Origin of the sequence: Janthinobacterium saanense (assembly GCF_014200675.1) — a bacterium.
In the GTDB taxonomy this organism is placed as follows: domain Bacteria; phylum Pseudomonadota; class Gammaproteobacteria; order Burkholderiales; family Burkholderiaceae_D; genus Janthinobacterium.
In genome coordinates this window covers 20,809-42,822 of the sequence record NZ_JACHCI010000013.1, presented here as the reverse complement: position 1 = coordinate 42,822, position 22,014 = coordinate 20,809, and the positions used below count along the sequence as shown (strand labels likewise).

The following is a 22,014-nucleotide window of genomic DNA, read 5'->3' as shown; positions in this document are numbered from 1 at the left end:
TCATGCCGCTTGCCACCGCCACCACGCCTTCCACTGCCACCGCCAGCAGCTTTGCCGCGCCAGCCGACTTCCCGGACAGCCCGGTGTCGCAGATATTGCGCCAGCCGATGATGCTGGGCCTGTTCCTGCCTATCCAGGCGGGCGGCTGGAGCGCTTCGCACCTGGAGCGCAGCACCAGCTGGACCTTCGATTACAACCTGGCGCTGGTGCAGCGGGCCGAGGAGTTCGGCTTCGACCTGGCATTCGCGCTGTCGCAATGGCTGCCCAAGGGCGGTTACGGCGGCGTTTTCAACGGCGAGGCCATCGACTCATTTACCTCGCTGGCGGCCATGACGGCAGTCACCAGGCGCATCATCCTGGTGGCCACTACCCACGTGCTGTACGGGCCGTGGCACCCGCTGCACTTCGCCAAATACTGCGCCACGCTGGACCACGTCTCGAAAGGCCGCTGGGGCATCAACGTCGTCACCGGCCACCGCGCCGTCGAACACGAGATGTTTGGCTGGCAGCGCATCGAACACGATCACCGCTACGCGATGGCGGCCGAATTTCTCGACGCCGCACAACACCTGTGGGCGGCCGACGATAATTATTCGGTCACGCCGGCGCTGTCATCGTGGAAGCTCGATAAAGCCTTCGTCACGCCACGGCCGCAATACGGCCGGCCGCTGCTGGTCAACGCCACCGGCTCGGATGCCGGCATCGATTTCGCCGCCCGCCATTCCGACCTGGTGTTCATCACCAGTCCGGGCGGTGGCGCCATTGCAGAAGCGCTGGCCTCGCTGCCTGCCCATACGGCCAAGGTCAAGGCGGCTGGCGCTGCCGTCGGCCGCAAGCTGCGCACGCTGATCAACCCGATGATCGTGTGCCGTGAAACGGAACAGGAGGCATGGGCCTATCACGATGCCATCGTGGCCCATGCCGATCCGGTCGCCAGCATGCAGAATTTTAATAGCGACGCGCACGCCTGGCGTGAGCGCAAGGACAATGGCAAGGATGCGGCGCGCGCCGTCGGCGGCAATATCCGTCTGATCGGCAGCCCGGAACAGATCGTCGCACAGATCATCGCCCTCAAGGAAGCCGGTATCGATGGTATCCAGTGCAGCTTCTTCGACTTCAAGCCAGACCTGGAGTTTTTCGGCGAGCGTGTGCTGCCGCTGATGAAGCAGGCGGGCCTGCGTCTGTAAGTCACTGGCTGGCAGGCGCAGCGCGCCTGCCTTCTTTACAGCTTAGCCGCCATGGCGCGGCTTGCGGCCGACAATCACGTGGCTGGGGTCATTGAAACCCGGCGTCGATGGATGGCCGGTGACGACCAGGCTGTCGACCAGCGCTTCATCCTCGGCGGTGAATTGATACTGCAAGGCAGGCAGGTAATCATCCCATTGTTCTTCCGTACGGGGGCCGGTGATGGCCGACGTGACCAGCTGGTTGTTCAATACCCAGGCCAGCGCGAACTGGCCGGCGCTGATGCCGCGCGCTTCGGCGTGCTGCTTGATCTGCTGCGCCAGTTCCAGCGACTCGGGACGCCACTCGGTCTGGTGGATGCGCTTGTCGTTGCGCCCGGCGCGGCTGCCTTCGGGCGGCGGCAAGCTGGGATCATATTTACCGGTCAGCACGCCACGCGCCAGCGGGCTGAATGAGACCACGCCGACGCCATAATATTCGGCGGCCGACAAATGCTCCGCTTCCGGCTGGCGGTTGGCCAGGTTGTAGCATGGCTGCGTGGCGGCCGGCCGGTCGACGCCCAGCAAGTCGGCGGTGCGCACGAATTCGGCCAGTTTCCAGGCCCGGTGATTCGACACACCCCAGTAACGCAGCTTGCCCGCCTGGACCAGGTCGCTCAAGGCGCGCACGGTTTCCTCGGGACGCGTTTCATGGTCTTCGCGGTGCAGATAAAACAAGTCGATGTAATCGGTGCCCAGCCGCTTCAGGCTGGCGTCAACCGACTGAATCAGATTCTTGCGCGAAGCGCCCTTGTCATTCGGCCCGCTGGCGCCAGGATTCTGGTTGACGAACTTGGTCGCCAGCACCCACTGATTGCGCCGTTCGGCGATCAGGCGGCCGACTACCTCTTCCGACTGGCCGCCGTTGTAGACGTTGGCGGTATCGATAAAATTGACGCCCTGCTCGAAGGCCTTGTCAGTAATACGGCGCGCGACCTGTTCATCGGTCTGGCCACCAAACATCATCGTGCCGAGGCACAAGGACGACACCTTGATGCCGGTCTGTCCCAAATTTCTGTACGTCATGGACTACGCTCCTGTTGTATGAATGGGCGAAACGGCCAGCCGCCGCTTCAGCTCTGCTGACTATATCGGCAAAAAAATCCCGTCCAAACGAATTTTTTCACGCTTGTTTATGACACCTTGGAGCCGGTGTTAAGTTGTCACTTGAACTGTCGTTGAAGCTGTCACTGCGCGGCTCCGAAGAGTCATAAACATATGCCGAATGATTCGTTTCAGGCCCGCTACAGCTTGACTATATTGAGTCTCGTCGCCGCAACATTCACGCTTTCCAGGGATCCCCATATGTCCAGCATTGCTCCGGCCCCAGGCACCGCACCGACCGAGTTATGGTACACGCGCTGCCCGGTGCCGACCACCTCCGGCATCGCCCAGCACTTCGGCTGGCTGCACAACGCTTTTGCGCAGCAAGGCATCACGCTGGCATCGATACGCGCCTCGGCCGACCCGGCGGTGCGCCAGTCCCACTTCGACCATACCCATCCGAACATGTTCCGCGAAGGCGGCAACGCGCCGCCAATCTGGGCCCGCGCCAACGGCCAGAACACCGCCGTGGTGGGTATCACCTGGGTCGATGAAGAGCAAGTGATACTGGTGCGGCCCGACAGTCCTGTCCACACCCTGGCCGACCTGAAGGGGCACCGCCTCGGGCTGCCCAAACAGATCAGCAGCGAGCATATCGATGTGGGCCGCGCACAAGACTTGCGTGGCTTGCTGACGGCCCTCTCGCTGGCGGGCCTGCGCCGTGACGAAGTGCAGTTCATCGATGTCGCCACCGATGACAGCGGCGGCCTGCGCGAGCAGGTCGAACACACGGACGTGCGGCGCCACGCCACCAGCGAAGCCTTGCTCGCAGGCCAGGTCGACGCGATCTATGCCAAGGGCGCCGTCAGCGCAACCCTGATCGCCAGGCACGGCTTGCGCGCCATCGTCGATTTCAACCAGTATGACGATGCGCTGGTGCGCATCAATTCAGGCACGCCGCGCCCGATCACGGTCGACCGCACGCTGGCGCTGGAACACCCGCAACTGGTGGCGCGCTACCTGGCGGTCTTGCTGCGCACCGCCGAGTGGGCGCATGCGCATCCGGACGAAGTGGTCAGTGCGATTGCCGCCGAAACGGCGTCGAGCGTGGAGGCCGTGCGGCGCGGCTACGGGCCGCAGCTGCACCGCAGCTTCGAGCCCAAACTCAGCGACGACTACGTCCATGCGCTGGAGCTGCAAAAAAACTTCTTCCGCGATGAAGGTTTTCTCGCTGGCGATATCGACTTTAGGAGCTGGATCGTGCGCGAACCGCTGGAACTGGCACACAAGCTGGCAAATGAGCTGGCCGCCGCCTGAGTCCCTGCATGTCCCTTCAGCCTAGACCGGTACTGGCCGCACTATTCGGTGCAGACCATGCCGGCGATTTCCTGTCGCACTGGCCGGAGCGCCACTATGCGGTGCACCGGCCGCCAGCCGCGCTGCCGCCAGCCCTGCGCGTGCCGGAACTGGCCAGCCTGGAGGCGCTGGCGCGGGCTTACCGGGGACCGGTCACCTTCGGGCGCGGTACGCGCGACGCCCGCACGATCAACGTCGAGGCCCATGCGCTGCACCTGTTCCAGCTGGGGCTGACCGTGTATCTGCCCGATATCGCCCGCTTCGTGCCTGCCCTGGCGCAGTGGCTGCAAGCGCTGGAACGGGAACTGGGTTTGCCGGCCGCCTGCAGCACCTTGGGAGCGTTTGCCTCGCCGCCCGGCGATGGCGTGTCTTGTCATTTCGACGCCGACGACGTCATCTCTATCCAGTTGCAGGGGCGCAAGGTATTCCACGTCGCCAAAGTCGCTGGCCTGCCCTACCCCAGCGGTCAGCAATTCGGCCCCGGCATGCTGCCCGGCGACGAACTGTATCCACAAGCGGGCGCCGGTTTTCCGTCGCCGGACACCGCCACTTTCGAGTCCATCGCCATGGAACCCGGCTCGGTGCTGTTCCTGCCACGCGGCACCTGGCACCGCAGCGTGGCCGAACAGGATTCTTTCTCGGTCAGCATAGGCATCCGCCCGCCGCCGGCGATGGAACGGCTGTTAAAGCGCCTGCACGACTTGCTGCTGCAGCAAGCCGAGTGGCGCCGTCCCCTGTACGAAGCAAATCAGCCAGCGGGGAGCGGTGCATTGGCCGACCGCCTCGATGGGCTGCTGGCACAACTGCCAAAACTGCTGCAGCAGATCCATGGCGCCGACCTGCTGCAGCCAGCGCAACCGCGATTACCACTGAGCCCCGCCAGCCGCCTGCAGAAAGTGCCGCAAGCCAGCCTGGCATACCAGCCGCTGCCACAAAGGCTGAAGCTGAGCGTCAGCGCGCTGGACCAGCACTGGGTCGCCCGCACCACCCTGGACACCGAAGTGCCCGCCCACCTGGCCGAGGCGCTAGCCTGGCTGGCCGGCAGCCAGGCGGCGTTCAGCGCGGGCGACTTTTACCAGCGCTTTGCCAGCCTGGCCCAGGCCGACAAGCAGCAACTGCTGGAATTACTGATACGGTCAGGCTTCCTGCGGCTGCTGTGGTATCCAGCGCTGGAGAATTAGGCGGCCTGGCGGGTTTTATGACTCTGCACCCATAGGGACTGGCCCGGCGCGCTGCGCACATCGGGCCAGTCGTGTTGGGACGTCGCGGCATGGCCTTGCTCAAAGGCGGCAATCGACTTGCGCACCGCGTCAAAACCCTGTTCCAGCATCTGCGCTTCATAGTCGTGCAGTGCCGCCAGCAGCGCCTTGCCGCCATCGCGGTGGGCCAGGATCTGCTGCACAAACAGCGCGGCGTCGGCCAGCGCCGTGTTGGCGCCCAGCGCACGGAAATACGTCATGCTGTGAATTGCATCGCCGAGCAGGGTCACGGTCCGCGTCGGCCAGGGTTCTACCGGCAGCGAGGTGCGGATCGGCAGTACGCCCAGGGTCGACGTGTCGCTCAGGTCAAACAACTGGCGGTAGGCCGGATGCCATGTTTCCACCACCTGGTTGATGAAGCTGCGCAGCTGTCCACCGTCGTAGCTGAACAGTTCATCATCGGGCGGCAATTGCTCGCGCAAGCCGCTGAGCGCCCACATGATGTAGCTTTTGGCATTGTCGAACAACAGCCCGCCGTGCTCGCCGATGGCGGCCGCATCCTCGCCGCCTATCGCGCCGACGGCTTCGTGGCCGGGGCGAAATTCATGGCTGGTAAAGAACAGGTTGTAGCCGCTGTCCGATTTCACGGACACGGTTTTTTGATAAAACAGTGCCGGCACGCTGCGCTTGACGGCGTCCGTCAGTTCGATCTTGCCGGCCAGCCGGCGCGCACCCGTGTCGACCCAGCGCGCCTGCGGCACCAGCTGGCGCCGCACCCGCGAATTGGCGCCATCGGCGCCCACCAGTACATCGCCGACCACGCTGCTGCCGTCGGTAAAATAAGCGACCACCTTGCCGTCATCGCGTTCTTCATAACGGTCATAGGTTTTCTGGTAGTGCAGCACATCGTCCAGGCCGGACAGCAGCACCTGGCGCAAGGTAATGCGGCTGACCGATTTTTCACGCTCGCTATGTTCCACTTCGGGGTCGGGATCACGGCGCGGCAATTCCTGCAGCTGTTCCGACAGCAGCGCATATTCGCCCGGCGCGGCCGCATAGGTCGAGGCAAACGACTGGTATAGCGCGTCCGGCAAACAGGCTTGCAACGCGTCGATGCCGCGGCTGCGGATTTGCAGCCGGAAGCCCTGCAAATAATCGGTACGCGCCACATCGCGCTCATACACGGCCACGTTGACGCCATGCTTTTTCAAGCCCTGCGCCAGCAACAGGCCGCCCGGACCGGCGCCGATGACGATGACTTTGAATCCTTGATACTCGCTCATGCTTTACCTTTCGCTGCTTCAAAAATGATGTGTCAATCTTAGAGCCGTAAGCCGGCTTGCTTGAGCAGCGGCAAAATGCGCGCACCGAAGTGTTCCAGCTCGGGCTGAAAGTCGTTGAAGCTCAGTTGCACGCCATCGATGCCGGTCTTTTTCAATGCAAGCAGCTGGTCGACCACTTGCTCCGGGCTGCCGATGATTTCGATATTGCCGCCCACGCCCAGACCCTGTTTGTGGCTGGCGTCCTTGCGGCCACGCCAGGCATGGGCGTCGCTGTCGTAATCGTGCTTGCCGGTGCGTACCGAGGTAGCGACGATCTGGCGCGCATATTCATGCGCCTCGCGCTCCGTCTCGCGGCAGACGATGACGGGATTGATCAAGGTGCGCACGCGCCGGCCGCGCGCCTCTGCCGCGCGCTGCACCTTGGCGATATGCGCCGGCAAGGTCTCCAGGGCGCTATCGATATGGGCGCCGCCCGGGCTGGTGATGAACACCAGGTCGGAGTAGTGGGCGGCGAAATCGATGCCGGCGTCGGAACCGGTGGCGTTCACCAGCAGCGGCCGGCCAAACTGCGGTTTTGGCGTCACGTAGGCGTCTTTCAAGCGCCACGACGATTGCCCTTCAAACGAGTAATTTTCGGCCTCTGCCCACAGCCGCTGCACCACGTCGAAAAATTCACCGGCCAGTTCATAGCGGCGGTCATGTTCGATACGCTCGGCGCCAAACATTTCATGCTCGACGGCGCGATGGCCGGTCACGATGTTGACGCCCCAGCGGCCCCTGGAGATATGGTCCAGGGTGGCGCCGAACTTGGCGAAGTGCAGCGGATGCCACGGCCCGTACAGCACATGCACGGTGGAGATCAGCAAAATCTTGCGGGTGATGGCCGCCATCGCGCCCAGTGCGATAAAGGCGTCGAGCGAGGCTTCGCCGTCGTAGCCGCCCTTGGGCAGCCACTGGGTGCGGCTGAAGGCCAGCTCAAAACCCAGCGCATCGGCAGTCTTGACGACGTCGGCGTTGTAATCGAAGGTCCAGGTCGAGGTGTTCGGCAAGCTTGAACGGCGCATATCCTGCAGATTGAGGAATACGCCCAGCATCAGCGGCTGGCGGAAAGCCTCGGCGACGGGGCTGCCGGCGATATCGCCCGGCGCAGTGAAGTCCAGATTCATAATTCAGGCCGCCAGGCTGGTCAGCTCGGGCAAGTCCTGCTCCGGCGTTTCCAGCAAATGACTGAGCACGCGACGGCGGTAGCCATCGTAAATGGCGGTCACGTTCGTCAAGTCCGATTGCCAGGCGCGGCCCGCGTTGGCGATGCGGTGCCGCAGATAAGGGTTGAGGCGGCGCTGCATGTCGTCGTCGGCAGCGATCACCCTGCCCACCCACTGCCGGCGTTCCTGCGCCGTTGGCAGCGCGGCCAGTTGCTGCTTGACCCAGTCGACGATATTGATACGGTGTAGCAGTTCGTCATCGGCCTCGTTACCGACCGCATAATCGAGCACCTCATCCTTCTTGCGTCCATATTTGATTTTCGCGGTGCGCCCCTCGGCCTTCAGGCGGCCCTGGATGTGCAGCTCGTAATGCAGCTGGAACGCCAGGAAGCCGTACACGTCGCGATAAGGGATATCGCCCAGCGCCTGCCACAACTCGCCGACATAGCTTTCGATGACGGGTAGCTGGTCGCTGCCGGTCAGGGCCGTCAAACGGTGGCGCGCCAGTTCCGCGTGGTGGCCATCGTCGCCGACCTGGCGCGCCAGCTTCAGCTGGAAATGGGTGTCGATGTCCAGGTGGGCGATAGCCTTCGACACGGCTTGCACGATGAAGGTGTCATGCGCCGCCAGCCGCGCCGTGAATTCCACCACCTCGGCGATTTCTTCGGCCGTCTGCGGTTCGCGGGTCTGGCCGGGACCGGGCGGCGCCGCCGGCAAATGCGGCGCCTGCACGGCGATCACTGCGTTAAACAAGCCGTTTTCAAACGTGGCATCCCATCCGTAGCGGGACTGTAGCTGACTCATGGTGCTTTCCTTGTAGTGAGGTGATGCATCAATAAACAAGTGGTATCTGTACGTCGCGGTTAACTCTTGTCCAGCCAGGCCGAGGCGAAATTACCGAGCGGGCCATCGGCCGTGACCATCACATTGCGCAGCCGGCGGCTGCGCAATACCGGCATGCTCGATTCCACCAGCGGCAAGGTGACGGCGTCGCGCTGCACGATTTGCTGGAATTGCAGATACAAGGCCCGGCGGCGGGCTGGATCGAGTTCAACCTGGGCCGCCTCCAGCAAGCTGTCGACCTGAGGATGCTGGTAATGCGCGCCGTTGGAAAACGCGATGCCCGGCTGGTAATTCTTCGAAGAGTAAAAGCGCTGACTGCCGATGGCTGGATCGGGCCCGGCCGCCGCGCCATACAGCACCGTATCGAAATCGCGGCGGGTGTAGATGCGGTTGACGAATTCGCCGGCATCCTGCAGGCGCACATTCAATTGCACGCCGATGCGGCGCAAGCTGCTGCGCAGGTATTGCGCCGACTGCACCAGTGCAGGACTCGGATACGGATCGCATGACAGCGTCAAACGCACACCGCGCGCATCCGGCTTCAGGCCAGCCTGGTCCAGCAGTTCAGCGGCCCGTTTCAAGTCGTAGGGATAGGCAGGCAAGCCGCTGCCAAAGAAGGCCGGCAATGTGGATGGCACCGGTGACGTAGCCGCCACGGCATCGCCGAACCAGATATTCCTGATCAGGAAGTCGCGGTCTATGCCATGCGCGATTGCCTGGCGCACGCGCGCATCGCGCAGCACCGGCCGGTCCAGATTGAATTCAAAGGAATTGATCACCGATGAAAAACCGGTGGGCCGGGTATCGACTACCAGTGCGCTGTTCTTGCGCAGGCGCGCGATGTCGGCTGGGGCCATCATCGTCGCCAGCTGGATCGCCCCCGTCTCCAGCGCGGCAGCGGCGGCGCCCGCATCGGGCAGGAAACGAAAAATCAGCTGGTCCAGATAGGGCTGCCCTGGCTGCCAATAATGCGGATTGCGCTCGAGGACGATATCGCTGCCCCGGTTCCAGCGCACGAAACGGAACGGCCCGGTACCGACCGGCTTGTTATTGGCCGGGTTGCTCAACACCGCGCCGTCGGGCCCACCCTGATACAAATGGGCAGGCAGCACTTGCGATTCGGCCGACGCCAGCGCACTGAGGATATAGGGCGCCGGTTTGGACAGCCGCAGCACCAGACGCAAAGGCGTCGGTGTCTCTACCCGCTGCACGTTGGCGAACGTGCCCCGGCCACGGCTGTGGTACACCTTCCATACTTTCATCAAGGTGTAAGCCACGTCGGCCGACGTAAATGGCTGGCCGTCATGCCAGCGCACGCCGGCGCGCAAGGTGAACTCGATCGCCAGGCCATCGGGGCTGACCTTCCAGGCGGTGGCCAGTTGCGGCTGCGGCTGCAACGCCAGGTCATACGTCAGCAAACCGTCGAAGATCTTGGTCGACACCAGCTGCGTGGGACCGGCCGAGGTGATCGCGCTGGCCAGGGTAGTCGGCTCCGGATTGGCGCCGACCACCAGCGTGCCGCCACGCACCGGCGCGGCAGGGTCAGATGCGCCCCACACTGGCCGGACCAGCGCACCGGCCCCCAATGCAGCGATAAAGTGACGCCGCGATATCAACATGCCTCCCCCGCCCATCACCAGCTGACATCCAGGCGGGCATAGTAATAACCGCCGTCGATGCCGTACGGCGAATACCAGCTATACGATGGGCTGGTGACGGGAATGGCAAAGAATTTCTTCGCTTCCGCATTGAGCTCATTGGGCCGTTTGCCGAACAGGTTGTCGGCGCCGATGGACAGGCGCGCGTGCTTGTTCAAGGCGTAGCCGAGGTTCAGGTTGGTGATGAAGGCGGCGCCGACCACTTCATCGCGCGCGGCCGACACCGAATTGGCATTGCTGACCTTGGAATAGCGGGTTTCCTTGATCGTCAGGTCGAACTTGTCGACCTTCCACAAGGCGCTCAGCGAGGTGATGTTCTTCGGATTATTGTCCGTCAGCGCGCTGATGGTGGCCCGGTTATAGGCGATACCGCTGTTGGCCAGCACCGCCGGTATGCCCGCCAGGCTGTTGACCTTGGTCTGGTTCTGGTTACTGGTGAAGATCCAGTCTATCTTGCCGTAACCGGCCGGCAGCAGCGTGCGGTGGTCGATCACCAGGTCCAGGCCACGGGTCACCGTGCTGGCCGCGTTGGTGAAATAAGTGACCGAAGTGATCGCCTGGGGACCCAGGCCGGCGCTATTGAGAATATTGTTGACGGTAGCGCCCTGCAGGGTCGGCGTCGAAATGATGCGGTTGCGGATCGCGATCTGGTAGGCATCGAGGCTGATATTGGTCGATGGCGACGGTTTCAACACAATGCCGACACTCTGATTGACCGAGCGTTGCGGCTGCAGATCCTGCGCGCCCAGCGCCCTGGCGACGACGCTATCGGATGGCGCCGATAAGGCAAACGACTGGCGCAGCAAGCCCGTCAAGGGATCGGTGGTATAGCCGCCGACCTTGGTGGTGTAGTACTGCTGCTGCAAGGTCGGCGCCGAAAAGCCGTTGCTGAGCGTGGCGCGCAGGGCGACCGTATCGCTGACTTCATAGCGGGTCGACAGCTTGCCGGTGCGGACATTGCCAAAGTCGTTGTAATGCTCGAAACGGGCCGCTGCCGCGCCGCTCCACTTTGGCGTGAAAGCCTGGCTAAAATCGGCGTACAGCGCATCGTTGGTGCGGGCATGCGAACCGGCGACATCGGGCGAGAAACCGGCCATGCCAGAGGCGCCCGAATTGGGCCGCTGGCCTGCCAGGGGACCGGACGGGAAGGCGTAGCCGCCATTCGCATACGAAGCCCACTCGCCGGCCTGCTGCTGGAACTGCTCGCGCCGGTGCTCGAAGCCGGTAGAGACCGACAGCGGCTTGGCGAACCAGCTGGTCTGCACATTGCGCGTCAGGTCCAGGTTGGTGACCCATTCGCCGGAAACGAGCGCGCCATCGTAAAAGTCATGCTGGTTCTGGTAGACCGGCCCCAGCGAACCGTTGAGGGAATCGCGCGTATAGATGTCGGCCTTGTCGTGGCCATAACTGGTGCTCAGGTCCCAGTTCCAGCCCAAGAGGCCGGTGCCGCGCGCGCCGGCGACCAGCTGGTAATCGTTTTCGCGGGTTTCAAACTTGGGGATAAAACCGTCCGGATACACATCGACATAGTTTTGCGGCGAATTGGCGGGACGGTAATATCCCCAGCCTTGCGAGCGCCGGTTGCCAGCCGTGGCATAGGAATACAAGGTCACGTTCGGCCCCACCGGCAGTTCGGCGTTATAGCCCAGGTTATAGGTCTCGCCAGCGGGTTTGCCGAGTATCATCTTGTAGCGCGACTGGCTGGTTTCGCGCGGATCGTTACCAAAATATAACTTGGTGCTTAAAGGTATAGGTCCCTGGTCGTTGGTGGCGCGGTGCGCGTCGGCGGTGGCGCTGAGGCTGATAAAGCCGCCATCCTTGCCCAGGGCAAAACCCTGGTTGAACAGCAGGTTATTGGTCTTGCCCTTGCCATCGAAATCGCCGACCGTGTTGCCATACTGGCCGTACAGATAACTCAGGGCGCCGCCACTGTCATTGGTCTTCAGGATGATGTTGATCACGCCGCTGATGGCGTCCGAGCCGTATTGCGCGGCAGCGCCGTCGCGCAGGATTTCAATATGGTCGACAGCGCTCATCGGTATCAAATCCAGGTCGGTCGGCGACTGGCCATTGATGATCAGCGGCGTCTTGTGGCGGCGCTTGCCATTGACCAGCACCAGCACGCTATTGGCATCGAGGCCGCGCAAGGTTGCCGTGGCCACGGCAATGCCGGTCTGGCCCTTGAAGCCAGGCGTGTTGCTATACGAGGGGTACAAGGTGGCCAGCGCATCGCGCAGGTTTTGCTTGCCGGTCGCGCCCAGTTCCTTGGCGCCCACCACGTCGATCGGCGACAGGCTCCGGGATATGCTGCGCGCTTCGCCGCGTGAGCCCGTCACCACCACCACATCCTGCGCCTGCGCCGCCGAGGCGTCGCCTGCGGAAACCGCTTGCCCGAACGCTGGCGCCCCCGCACACAGGCCGCCGACCAGCATCGATAACAGGGACAAACGCGGTGTACTGGTCTGAGATTTTTTTGTTGCGACTGACGTAAGCGGCATTGCAAAACTCCCGTGAGAATGTGTGACAATTTGTAGGCCGATTGACTATATCAACAGCATTTGTCGACGAAAACGAATCTTTTTGACGCGTCTTATTACATTTCGTTAGCACGGTTTTTGACGAATGAAGGCTTGCTGAAGGGCGCTGAGGCACGCAGTCCCGGGGGATGGGCATGTGTTACAGGTGGGGGAAAGAGCGGGATGCAAACACTGCTGCCAGCCATGGAAGGCAGCAGCAGTTACAGTCAAATAAAAACTAGCGGCGCGACCTGGCCTTGCCCAGGGCGATGCGCTGCAAGACGATGAAATGGCCCCAGGCCAGTGCCGGCAACACCATCAGCAGCAGCGCCATGCCAGCGGGCATATCGGGCAGGAAGCGCACGGCGCAAGCGAGGAAACCGGCGATGGCGAGCCAGAAGCGCCAATTGAAAGCGTAGGCCTTGCGCGCCACGGTCGCGATGGCGATGCGCCAGAATTCCAGCAAGGCCCACAGGCCGCCTGCCAGCAGCAGCGCAGCCAGGCTATTGGCGCCAGGCGCGTCGGCATAGGTGCGCACCAGCTTGTAGATCAGCACGGGATAGCCGGCCGTGATGGCCAGGGTGGCGGGACCGGCCGCGATGACGGCTTCGATGAGTTGCCCTTTAGAACGATGATCCATTTTCTCCTTCTGTTCAAATACAGCCGCCCACAGGATGCGGCCCAACATGCCATGCTGGCATGAAACAAGCGAATCCACAATCCCATGGCAGTCGCTTATGCCCGAGAGGAATATCCTTATAAGGTAATATTCTCAGCCGCATCAAACAGTCCGCTCCCATAGTAAGGTAGAGTGTTTGCCCCTTCCGCCCAGGGCTGGTGCGGATGTTATCAAAGGCAAAGTTCTATAGAATGCCCCTTGCAGTCCACATAAAACCAAGATAAGGCCCATTATGGCAATCAACATTATCCTCAACCTGCTGGCCGCACTGGTCGTTATCGGCTTCATGTTCCGCCAGCAAAGCCGCCACGCGACGTTTACCGTGCGCGTCTTCACGGGCCTGGGCCTGGGCGTGCTGCTGGGCGCTGCGGCGCAAGCCATCTACGGCATCGACTCGCTGGCCATCGCCGGCACCAATGAATACCTGGGCATCATCGGCAATGGCTATGTCAAGTTGCTGCAGATGATCATCATGCCGCTGATCATGGTGTCCATCATTTCCGCCATCTTGAAGCTCAAGGATGCCAGTTCGCTGGGCAAGATCAGCGCGCTGACCATCGGCACCCTGCTCATTACCACCACGGTGGCGGCCGCCATCGGCATCCTGATGGCCAAGCTGTTCGGCCTGACCGCCGTCGGCTTGACGTCGAGCGCAGCCGAAGTGGCGCGTGGCGTGCAATTGCAAGGCTCGCTGGAAACGGCCAAGGCCTTGTCTCTGCCAAAACTGCTGGTCAGCTTCGTGCCGACCAACCCCTTCCTCGACATGACGGGTGCGCGCAAGACCTCCACCATCGCGGTGGTGGTGTTCTCGATCTTCATCGGCGTCTCGGCCACCGGCATCGCCGCGAAAAAGCCGGAAATCTTTGCCTCGTTCGAACATTTCATGAAAGTGGCGCACGCCATCGTCATGCGCATGGTCACCCTGGTGCTGCGTTTGACGCCCTACGGCGTGTTTGCGCTGATGTTTGAAGTGGTATCGAGCTCCAGCGCGGCCGACATCTTGAAACTGATCAACTTCGTGGTGGCTTCGTACAGCGCGCTGTTCCTGATGTTCCTGGTGCACCTGGCCATCATCACAGGCGTGGGCCTGAACCCCGTGCGCTTCGTGAAAAAAGTCTTCCCCGTGCTGGCGTTTGCGTTCACCTCGCGCACCAGCGCCGGCTCGATCCCGATGAGCGTGCAGACGCAAACCAAGCGCCTGGGCACGCCGGAAGGCATCGCCAACTTCGCCGCCTCGTTCGGCTCGACCATCGGCCAGAATGGCTGCGCAGGCATCTACCCTGCCATGCTGGCCGTGATGATCGCCCCGACTGTCGGCGTTGATCCATTTACGATCAGCTTCTTGCTGCCGCTGCTGGCCATCATCACCATCGGTTCCGTCGGCGTGGCCGGCGTGGGCGGCGGCGCCACCTTTGCCGCGCTGATCGTGCTGTCGGCAATGGACTTGCCAGTTGCACTGGCTGGCTTGCTGATCTCGGTCGAACCGCTGATCGACATGGGCCGCACGGCGCTCAACGTCAGCGGCTCGATTACGGCCGGCACGGTAACGAGCCGCGTGATGGGGCAAACTGACCTGGACGTCTACAACAGCGACGACGCGCCCGATCTGGACGAAGCCGAACATACGGTTTGATGTCTACCAAAAGCGCCCAACCGGGCGCTTTTTATATGGGCGATATACTGCTGTGATGCAATATGACAACACCATAAGCATATCCATAAAGAATCGTTAGCCCTGGCAATGGCCTGCCTTAAGCTCGTGTCAAAGTTTCCACAAACACCAGACCGAGATTGAGGACCGCCTTGCCATCCCACCACCCCCGCACCGCTCCCGCCACCCCTGCCACGCCGCTGCGCACCATCGTCCTGGCCTGCGCCATGCTGGGCGCCGCCCCTGTCTGGGCCGATGACACGCCTCCGGCTGCTTCAGAAGCAGCATCGAATATCGATCAGGTGACCGTGGTCGGTTCGCGTGCGCGTAACCGCACGGTGTTCGACAGCAGCGTGCCGATCGACCGCTTCGGCACGCGCGAGGTGGACAATGCGCTGGCCTCGGGCGACGTGGGCGCGGCCCTGCAGGCGCTGTCGCCATCGATCAACTTCCCGCGCATCGAGTCGAGCGGCGCGTCCGACTCCGTGCGCGGCATCCAGTTGCGTGGACTGGCGCCCGACCAGGTGCTGGTGCTGATCAACGGCAAGCGCCGCCACACCAGCGCCGTGCTCGATACTGAAAGCAGCTTTGCCGGCACGGTGCCGGTCGACATCAATGCGATCCCGCCCAACGCCATCGACCATATCGAGATTTTGCGCGACGGCGCAGGCGCCCAGTACGGCAGCGATGCGGTGGCCGGCGTGATCAATATCGTGCTCAAGAAAGCCCGCACGGGCGGGTCCGCGTCTGTCAGCTATGGCGCCAACCACACGCATTTTGACCCGACGAATCAAACCCTGACCGATGGCCAGACCGTCATCGTCAATGCCGACTATGGTGTGCCGCTGGGCGATACGGGCTATTTCCGCTTCGGCGCCGAATCGCGGCGCCGCTCGCCCACGGAGCGTGCCGGCCCCAGCGACGCAGGCTGGACTTCCTACAATGCCACGCCGGCCGACCTGGCGCTGGACGGCAAGGTGCTGTTCAAGTCGGGCGACTCGCGCCAGCACAATAACTATCTGTTCTACAACACCCAGTTCACCCTGGACAACGGCATCGACCTGTATTCGTTTGCCACTCTGAATGATCGCAAGTCCGATGGCAGCGCCTATTTCCGCTATCCGGGCGACCCGTCGAATGTGCTGGCCCTGTACCCGAATGGCTACCGCCCCGTCACCAATGGCAACAAGCGCGACATCAGCGTGGTGGCTGGCGCGCGCGGCAGCATTGCCGACTGGAACTGGGATGCCAGCGCCCGCCACGGCGGCGACCGTTTCGACTATGGCGTGAGCAATTCCGTCAACGCCTCGCTGGGCGCGGCCAGCCCCACCAGTTTCCACCTGGCCAGCTTCGATTTCCGCCAGAACGCCCTGAACCTGGACGCCACCCGCAGTGTGGAAGTTGGCTTGCCGGCGCCTTTGAACGTGGCCGTGGGTGCCGAATGGATGCGCGAAACCTACCAGAGTTCGGCCGGCGACCCGGCTTCGTACGCGGCCGGCAGCAACACCGATGCGCCACCGGGAGCACAAGCCGGCCCCGGCCTGCGCCCATCGGACGCCTATGATGGCAGCCGCCAGATCCGCTCCCTCTATGCCGACGTGGAAAGCGATATCACGCAGCGCCTGCTGCTGGGCGCCGCCGCCCGCTATTCGGACTACAGCGATTTCGGCAGCGCCAGCACGGGCAAGCTGTCGGCGCGCTATAAGGTGACCAACGATTTCCTGCTGCGCGGCTCGCTGTCGAACAGTTTCCGCGCGCCAGCCCTGGTGCAAACGGGTTTCCGCTTCGCCACCCTGAATTTCAACGCCGATGGCACGGCCCTGCAAACCTCGGCCCTGCTGCCGGCCAGCGACCCGCTGGCGCGCAGCTTCGGCGCCCAGCCATTAAAACCGGAAAAATCGACCAATCTGTCGCTGGGCCTGGCCTGGAAACCGGCCGCCGCCACCAGCCTGACGGTGGACGCCTACGTGATCCGCATCCGCGACCGCATCACGCGTTCGAGCGACTTGCAAAGCGACGCCGTCACCGCCTACCTGGCATCGGTGGGCCGCAGCGATATCCAGTCGGTGGCCTACCTGGCCAACCTGCTCGACACGCGCACCAAAGGGCTGGACGTGGTGCTGAACCATGACTTGCCATTTGCCAACGGCAAGCTGAACCTGAACGCGGCCCTGAACCTGAACAAGACTACGCTGGACAAAGTACGCCAGAGTTCGGCTGCCTTGTCGGCCATCGACCCGACGTTGACCTTGCTGACCGACACCAGCCTGTTCCGCATCAAGAATGCCTCACCCACCAGCAAACTGATCTTGGGCGCAGACTGGCAAACGGCGGGCTGGGGCCTGCAGGTGCGTGCCACGCGTTTCGGCGAATTGAAAGATTTCTCGTACGACAGCGACGCGCCGCTGATAGCCGGCATCCCTGCCCAGCGCTTCGGCGCCGTCTGGTCGCTGGACCTGGAAGGACAAATCAAGCTGAGCAAGCAACTGACCCTGAGCCTGGGCGGCAACAATATCCTCGACCGCTATCCGCAAAGAGTGCGGCAAACCAACAACGCCACCTATGGCGGCGCCCTGCCCTACAACTTTATCAACCCGATCGGCGTCAACGGGGCTTACTTCTATGGCAAGCTCAGCTACACGTTTTAAGCGCAACATATCATTATCGTAGACAAGGAAAAACATGCTTCGCAAACACTTATCCCAACTTCTCGCCAGCGCCTGCCTGAGCGCTGTCATGCTGTCCGCCGCTCAGGCAGCCAATCCGCTGGTGCTGATGACGGACTTCGGCACGGCCGATGGCGCCGTCTCGGCCATGCACGGCGTGGCCTATGGCGTGGACCCGACCCTGAATGTGTCGGACCTGACGCACCAGATTCCCGACTACGATATCTGGCTGGGCGCCTACCGTTTATACCAGACCGCCAATTACTGGCCGCAAGGCACGGTATTTGTCTCCGTGATCGATCCGGGCGTGGGCACCAGCCGCAAGTCGGTGGTGCTGAAAACCAAGGGTGGCCGCTATTTCGTGGGCCCGGACAATGGTTTGTTTACCCTGATCGCCGAGCGCGATGGCGTGGCCGAACTGCGTGAAATCGATGAAAAGGTCAACCGCCTGGCCGGCTCCGGCGAGTCCTACACCTTCCATGGCCGCGACGTATACGCCTACGTGGGCGCGCGCCTGGCCTCGGGCGCCATCAGCTACGAGCAGGTCGGCCCCGTGCTGCCCAGCGAATCGGTGGTCAAGATTGCTTATCAGCACGCCGTGCGCGACGGCAATACCATCCGTGGCATCGTGCCCGTGCTGGACGTGAAGTATGGCAATGTCTGGACCAATATCCCGAAAGCCCTGCTCGATGAATTGCAAGTGAAACTGCATGACACGCTGCAAGTGCGCATCTTGCACAAGGGCAAGCAGGTGGCCAAGGTCACGGCGCCATTCGAGCACACGTTTGGCGGCGTCGCCAAGGGCAAGCCGCTGGTCTACCTGAACAGCCTGCTGGACGTGGCCGTCGCCATCAGCCAGGGCGACTTTGCCGCCAAGCACCACATCGAATCGGGCGTGGATTGGGAAGTGGAAGTGAGCAAGGTTCCCGCCACCAAATAAGCATTGCAGCACTACGGCCAGGCAGCCCCACTCCTGGCCGCTTATCTTTCTCTTTTCTGCGCCAGCGCAAACATCTGCACGGCACTGGCGCCGAAATTCGCTGAACCTGCGGCCGTTCCGCCACTCTAATCTTTGCAAGCGATGCCAGCCCTGTTCCAGATGCAGTGATGCATGCAGCCTGGTGACTTACGCCATCCAACAAGAAAGGGAAAATCATGACGGCACCATTCTTTACTAACAGCACCACCACCAGCAAACTCCTCCTCGGCAGCGTCATCGCCTGTGTGTTGCTAAGCGCCTGCAACAAGCACAACGATACCAGCACGGCCAACACGCCCGCCACCACCGATACGCCAGCCACACCGGCCGCTACGCCAGGCACCAGCGGCACGAATGGCAGCAACGGCGCCACCGGCACTGGCACGCCGCCGGATACGACCATGCCAGCGACGCCAGGCGCCACGCCAGGCAGCACCACCAACCCCGACGGCACGACCACGCCGCCCACCAGCGTGCCGCCACCCACTACCACCACACCAGGCACGGGCAATACCACCACCGCGCCACCGCGCAGCAGCTAAGCCATATCCAACGGCGGAGCAAAAAAAAGAGAGCCTCCCGAAGAAGGCTCTTTTTTTGAGCAAGGCAATCAGTCCTGGTGCACCGGTCAATGCACTGGCGCTTCCTTCACTTCCCTGGGGTCGTCCTTGTTTTGCGCCTTTGCACCAAGCGCCTGGTGGTCGGCCGCCAGGAACAAATACATGGCCGGCACCACGAACAGGGTAAACAAGGTGCCGATGGACAAGCCTGTAAAGATCACCAGGCCCATCGCGTGGCGGCCTGCCGCGCCCGCGCCCGAGGCGATCACCAGCGGCAGCACGCCGAAGACCATGGCGGCCGTCGTCATCAAGATGGGGCGCAGACGTACGGCAGCGGCCGCTTCCACCGCCTCGCGCTTGCTCAAGCCCGTCTTTTGCAGCTGGTTCGCCACTTCCACGATCAGGATGCCGTGCTTGCTGATCAGGCCCATCAGGGTCACCAGCCCTACCTCCGTATAAATGTTGATGGAGGCAAAGCCCAGGAAGATGAACATGGTGGCGCCAAACAGGGCCAGCGGCACGGAAACAAGAATCACGACAGGGTCGCGGAAACTCTCGAATTGCGCCGCCAGCGCCAGGAACACGATCACCACGGCAAACAGCATGGTCACCACGAAGCCGCCCGATTCCTGTATAAACTGGCGCGACTGGCCCGAGTAATCGACCGTGTAGCCGCTGGGCGCCACTTGCGCCAGGGTGTCGCGCATGAAGGCCAGCACCTCGCCCTGGGAAGAACCGGAAACGCCGGACAGGGTGACGGAGTTCAATTGCTGGAAACGGTTGATCGATTCGGGCACCACGTCATACTTGATGTGGGCCACGGTGCTGGCCGGTATCATGCTGCCGTCCGGCGTCTTGATGTAAAAGTTCAGCACTTCGGACGGGTTCAGGCGGTCCGTCTGCAGCACTTGCGGGATCACCTTGTAGGAACGGCCCGCGATGGAAAAGTAATTGACATAGCCGCCGCCCAGCGCCGCTCCCAGCGCCGAGCCGACATCTTGCTGCGTCATGCCCAGCGCGGCCACATTGTCGCGGTCGACCACCACGGTCGCTTGCGGCTTGTCGACTTTCAGGTCGGTGTCGATGAAATAAAACTTGCCCGATGAACGAGCCTTGTCGAGCACCTGCTGCGCGATGGTGTTGAGGTTTTCAAACGGTTCGGTGGTGGTGATGACGAATTGCACGGGCAAACCCGAAGAACCGGGCAAGGCAGGAAACTGGAAGGCGGCCACGCGGGCGCCGGCAATCTTGTTCCATTTCGCCTGCAGCTCCTGCTGCACTTCCTTGGCGCTGCGCGTGCGCTGGTCCCAGGGCTTGGTCAGCATGCCGCCTATGCCTGCATTGACGGTCGGCACGCCCGTGATCTGGAACATCTGGCTGTATTCGGGCATGGCCTTGGCCACCTGGTAGACCTGGTCGGCATATACCTGCATCTGGTCCGAGGTTGCCGTGGGGTCGCCCACCACCTGCGACAGCACGATGCCCTGATCTTCTTCGGGGGCCAGTTCGGACTGCGACATCTTGAACATCAGCCCCAGTATCAGCATCAGGATCACGGCCATAACCACCAGCACCGGCCAGGTATCGAGCAGGGAATGCAGTATGCGCTGATAGCGGTGATGCACCTTGTCGAACACGCGGTCGATCGCTTGCACGAAACGGCCGCTGTCCTGCTCGGGCTTGAAGAAGCGCGAACACATCATGGGCGACAGGGTCAGCGCCACGATACCCGATACCGCCACCGCGCCGGCCAGAGTGAACGCGAATTCCGTGAACAGCGCCCCCGTCAGGCCGCCCTGGAAACCGATCGGCACGTAGACGGCGATCAAGACCACCGTCATGGCCAGGATGGGGCTGCCCAGTTCGCGCGCCGCCAGCAGCGAGGCGTCGAGCGGCGACTTGCCCTCCTTCATGTGGCGGTCGACGTTTTCCACCACGATGATGGCGTCGTCCACCACCAGGCCGATGGCCAGCACGATGGCCAGCAAGGTCAGCAGATTGATCGAATAACCGAGCGCCAGCATGATGGAAAAAGTGCCGATCAGGGACAAGGGCATGGCGATCACCGGCACGATCACGGCGCGCAAGCTGCCCAGGAACAGGTAAATCACGATGGTGACGATGATCAAGGCCTCGATCAGGGTCTTGATGACTTCGCTAATCGAGGTATTGATGAACTCTGTGGAGTCATACACGATTTCACCGGTCAGGCCGGCCGGCAGTTGCGACTGGAGTTCAGGAAAACTGGTGCGCACGCGCTTGGCGACGTCGAGAATATTGGCCTCCGGCGCTACCTTGATGCCGATAAAGACGGAGCGCACGCCGCTGAAGGCGACGTTGAAATCATAGTTTTCCGAGCCCAGCACGACGGTAGCCAGGTCTTCCAGGCGCACGATGGAGTCGCCGCTGCGCTTGACCACCAGCTTCTTGAATTCTTCCACCGAATGCAAATCGGTACCGGCCGTCAAGGGGATGGTCACCATCTGGCCCTTGCTCGAACCCAGTGCCGCCAGGTAGTTATTGTTGCCCAGCGCCGTGCTGACATCGGCCGCCGTCACGCCAAACGCCGCCATCTTGGACGAATCGAGCCAGGCGCGCAGGGCGAACAGGCGCGCACCCAGCAGTTCGGCCGTCTGCACGCCCGTGATCGAATCGAGCTTGGGCTTGACCACGCGGCTCAGGAAGTCGGTGACGTTATTGGTCGGCAAGCTCTTGCTGTAGAAACCCAGGTACATGGCGTCCGTGGTCTGGCCCGTCTGCACCGTCAGTACGGGCGCCTGCGCCTGCACCGGCAACTGGTTCTTCACGGAACTGACCTGGGTATTGATTTCCGTCAGCGCCCGGTTGGCGTCATAGTTCAGGCGCAAGGTAGCCGTGATGGTCGACACGCCGCTGCTGGACGAGGATGACAGGTAATCGATGCCCTGCGCCTGCGCGATGGCCGATTCCAGCGGCTGGGTGATAAAGCCCGCCACCGTCTGCGCATCGGCGCCGTAATAAGTGGTCGAGATCGTCACCACCGCGTTCTGCGTCTTTGGATACTGGTTGATGGGCAAGCTGAACAGGGAACGCAAGCCCAGCACCACCAGCAGCATGCTCACCACCATCGCCAGCACGGGCCGGCGGATAAAGATATCGGTGAAGTTCATGAT

General features: G+C 62.3%; 15 protein-coding genes. 7 read left to right on the top strand and 8 right to left on the bottom strand.

From position 1 onward, the window contains the following. The first annotated feature begins 2 nt into the window (after positions 1–2). Positions 3–1,187, top strand: coding sequence for an LLM class flavin-dependent oxidoreductase (locus HDE72_RS17440; RefSeq protein ID WP_183743232.1), 1,185 nt, complete (start codon positions 3–5; stop codon positions 1,185–1,187). A gap of 42 nt (positions 1,188–1,229) precedes the next feature. Here HDE72_RS17440 and HDE72_RS17435 read toward each other — a convergent pair whose 3' ends face one another. Further along, complete coding sequence (locus tag HDE72_RS17435; RefSeq protein ID WP_183743230.1) at positions 1,230–2,249, bottom strand: aldo/keto reductase; 1,020 nt, start codon at positions 2,247–2,249, stop codon at positions 1,230–1,232. A gap of 279 nt (positions 2,250–2,528) precedes the next feature. Here HDE72_RS17435 and HDE72_RS17430 point away from each other — a divergent pair, with 279 nt between their 5' ends. Beyond that, positions 2,529–3,584, top strand: a complete 1,056-nt coding sequence (locus HDE72_RS17430; protein ID WP_183743228.1) for an ABC transporter substrate-binding protein — start codon at positions 2,529–2,531, stop codon at positions 3,582–3,584. Between the two features lie 8 nt (positions 3,585–3,592). Continuing rightward, a complete protein-coding gene (locus HDE72_RS17425; RefSeq protein WP_183743226.1) occupies positions 3,593–4,804 on the top strand; it encodes a JmjC domain-containing protein in 1,212 nt (403 codons plus the stop codon). Here the strand turns inward: HDE72_RS17425 and HDE72_RS17420 are convergent. The 6 genes from HDE72_RS17420 to HDE72_RS17395 form a co-directional block, all read right to left on the bottom strand. Then, on the bottom strand, positions 4,801–6,105 hold the full coding sequence (locus HDE72_RS17420) for an FAD-dependent oxidoreductase (protein ID WP_183743224.1): 1,305 nt from the start codon (positions 6,103–6,105) through the stop codon (positions 4,801–4,803). The two genes, HDE72_RS17425 and HDE72_RS17420, sit on opposite strands and share 4 nt — an antisense overlap. Positions 6,106–6,143: 38 nt before the next feature. Then, the gene (locus HDE72_RS17415; protein WP_183743222.1) at positions 6,144–7,271 is read right to left on the bottom strand and encodes an LLM class flavin-dependent oxidoreductase; all 1,128 of its coding nucleotides are present in this window, start codon (positions 7,269–7,271) and stop codon (positions 6,144–6,146) included. A gap of 3 nt (positions 7,272–7,274) precedes the next feature. Beyond that, a complete protein-coding gene (locus HDE72_RS17410; protein WP_183743220.1) occupies positions 7,275–8,114 on the bottom strand; it encodes a hypothetical protein in 840 nt (279 codons plus the stop codon). Positions 8,115–8,173: 59 nt separating this feature from the next. Continuing rightward, positions 8,174–9,772 carry an ABC transporter substrate-binding protein gene (locus HDE72_RS17405; protein WP_183743218.1) on the bottom strand — a complete coding sequence of 533 codons (1,599 nt, stop codon included), beginning with the start codon at positions 9,770–9,772 and terminating at the stop codon, positions 8,174–8,176. Between the two features lie 14 nt (positions 9,773–9,786). Then, positions 9,787–12,258 (bottom strand): TonB-dependent receptor plug domain-containing protein, encoded by a 2,472-nt coding sequence (locus HDE72_RS17400; protein WP_221291305.1) that lies wholly within the window; start codon positions 12,256–12,258, stop codon positions 9,787–9,789. Positions 12,259–12,565: 307 nt separating this feature from the next. After that, positions 12,566–12,967, bottom strand: coding sequence for a hypothetical protein (locus HDE72_RS17395; RefSeq protein WP_183743214.1), 402 nt, complete (start codon positions 12,965–12,967; stop codon positions 12,566–12,568). Between the two features lie 271 nt (positions 12,968–13,238). Here HDE72_RS17395 and HDE72_RS17390 point away from each other — a divergent pair, with 271 nt between their 5' ends. The 4 genes from HDE72_RS17390 (at position 13,239) to HDE72_RS17375 (ending at position 18,844) form a co-directional block, all read left to right on the top strand. Further along, a complete protein-coding gene (locus HDE72_RS17390) occupies positions 13,239–14,639 on the top strand; it encodes an L-cystine transporter (protein WP_183743212.1) in 1,401 nt (466 codons plus the stop codon). Positions 14,640–14,809: 170 nt separating this feature from the next. Then, entirely contained in the window at positions 14,810–17,305 is a 2,496-nt protein-coding gene (locus HDE72_RS17385; RefSeq protein ID WP_260176768.1) for a TonB-dependent receptor plug domain-containing protein, read from the top strand. Between the two features lie 88 nt (positions 17,306–17,393). After that, positions 17,394–18,263, top strand: a complete 870-nt coding sequence (locus HDE72_RS17380; protein ID WP_260176767.1) for an SAM hydrolase/SAM-dependent halogenase family protein — start codon at positions 17,394–17,396, stop codon at positions 18,261–18,263. Positions 18,264–18,478: 215 nt separating this feature from the next. Beyond that, positions 18,479–18,844, top strand: a complete 366-nt coding sequence (locus HDE72_RS17375) for a hypothetical protein (RefSeq protein WP_183743208.1) — start codon at positions 18,479–18,481, stop codon at positions 18,842–18,844. Between the two features lie 86 nt (positions 18,845–18,930). Here HDE72_RS17375 and HDE72_RS17370 read toward each other — a convergent pair whose 3' ends face one another. Beyond that, positions 18,931–22,011 carry an efflux RND transporter permease subunit gene (locus HDE72_RS17370; RefSeq protein ID WP_183743206.1) on the bottom strand — a complete coding sequence of 1,027 codons (3,081 nt, stop codon included), beginning with the start codon at positions 22,009–22,011 and terminating at the stop codon, positions 18,931–18,933. Positions 22,012–22,014 lie beyond the last annotated feature (3 nt).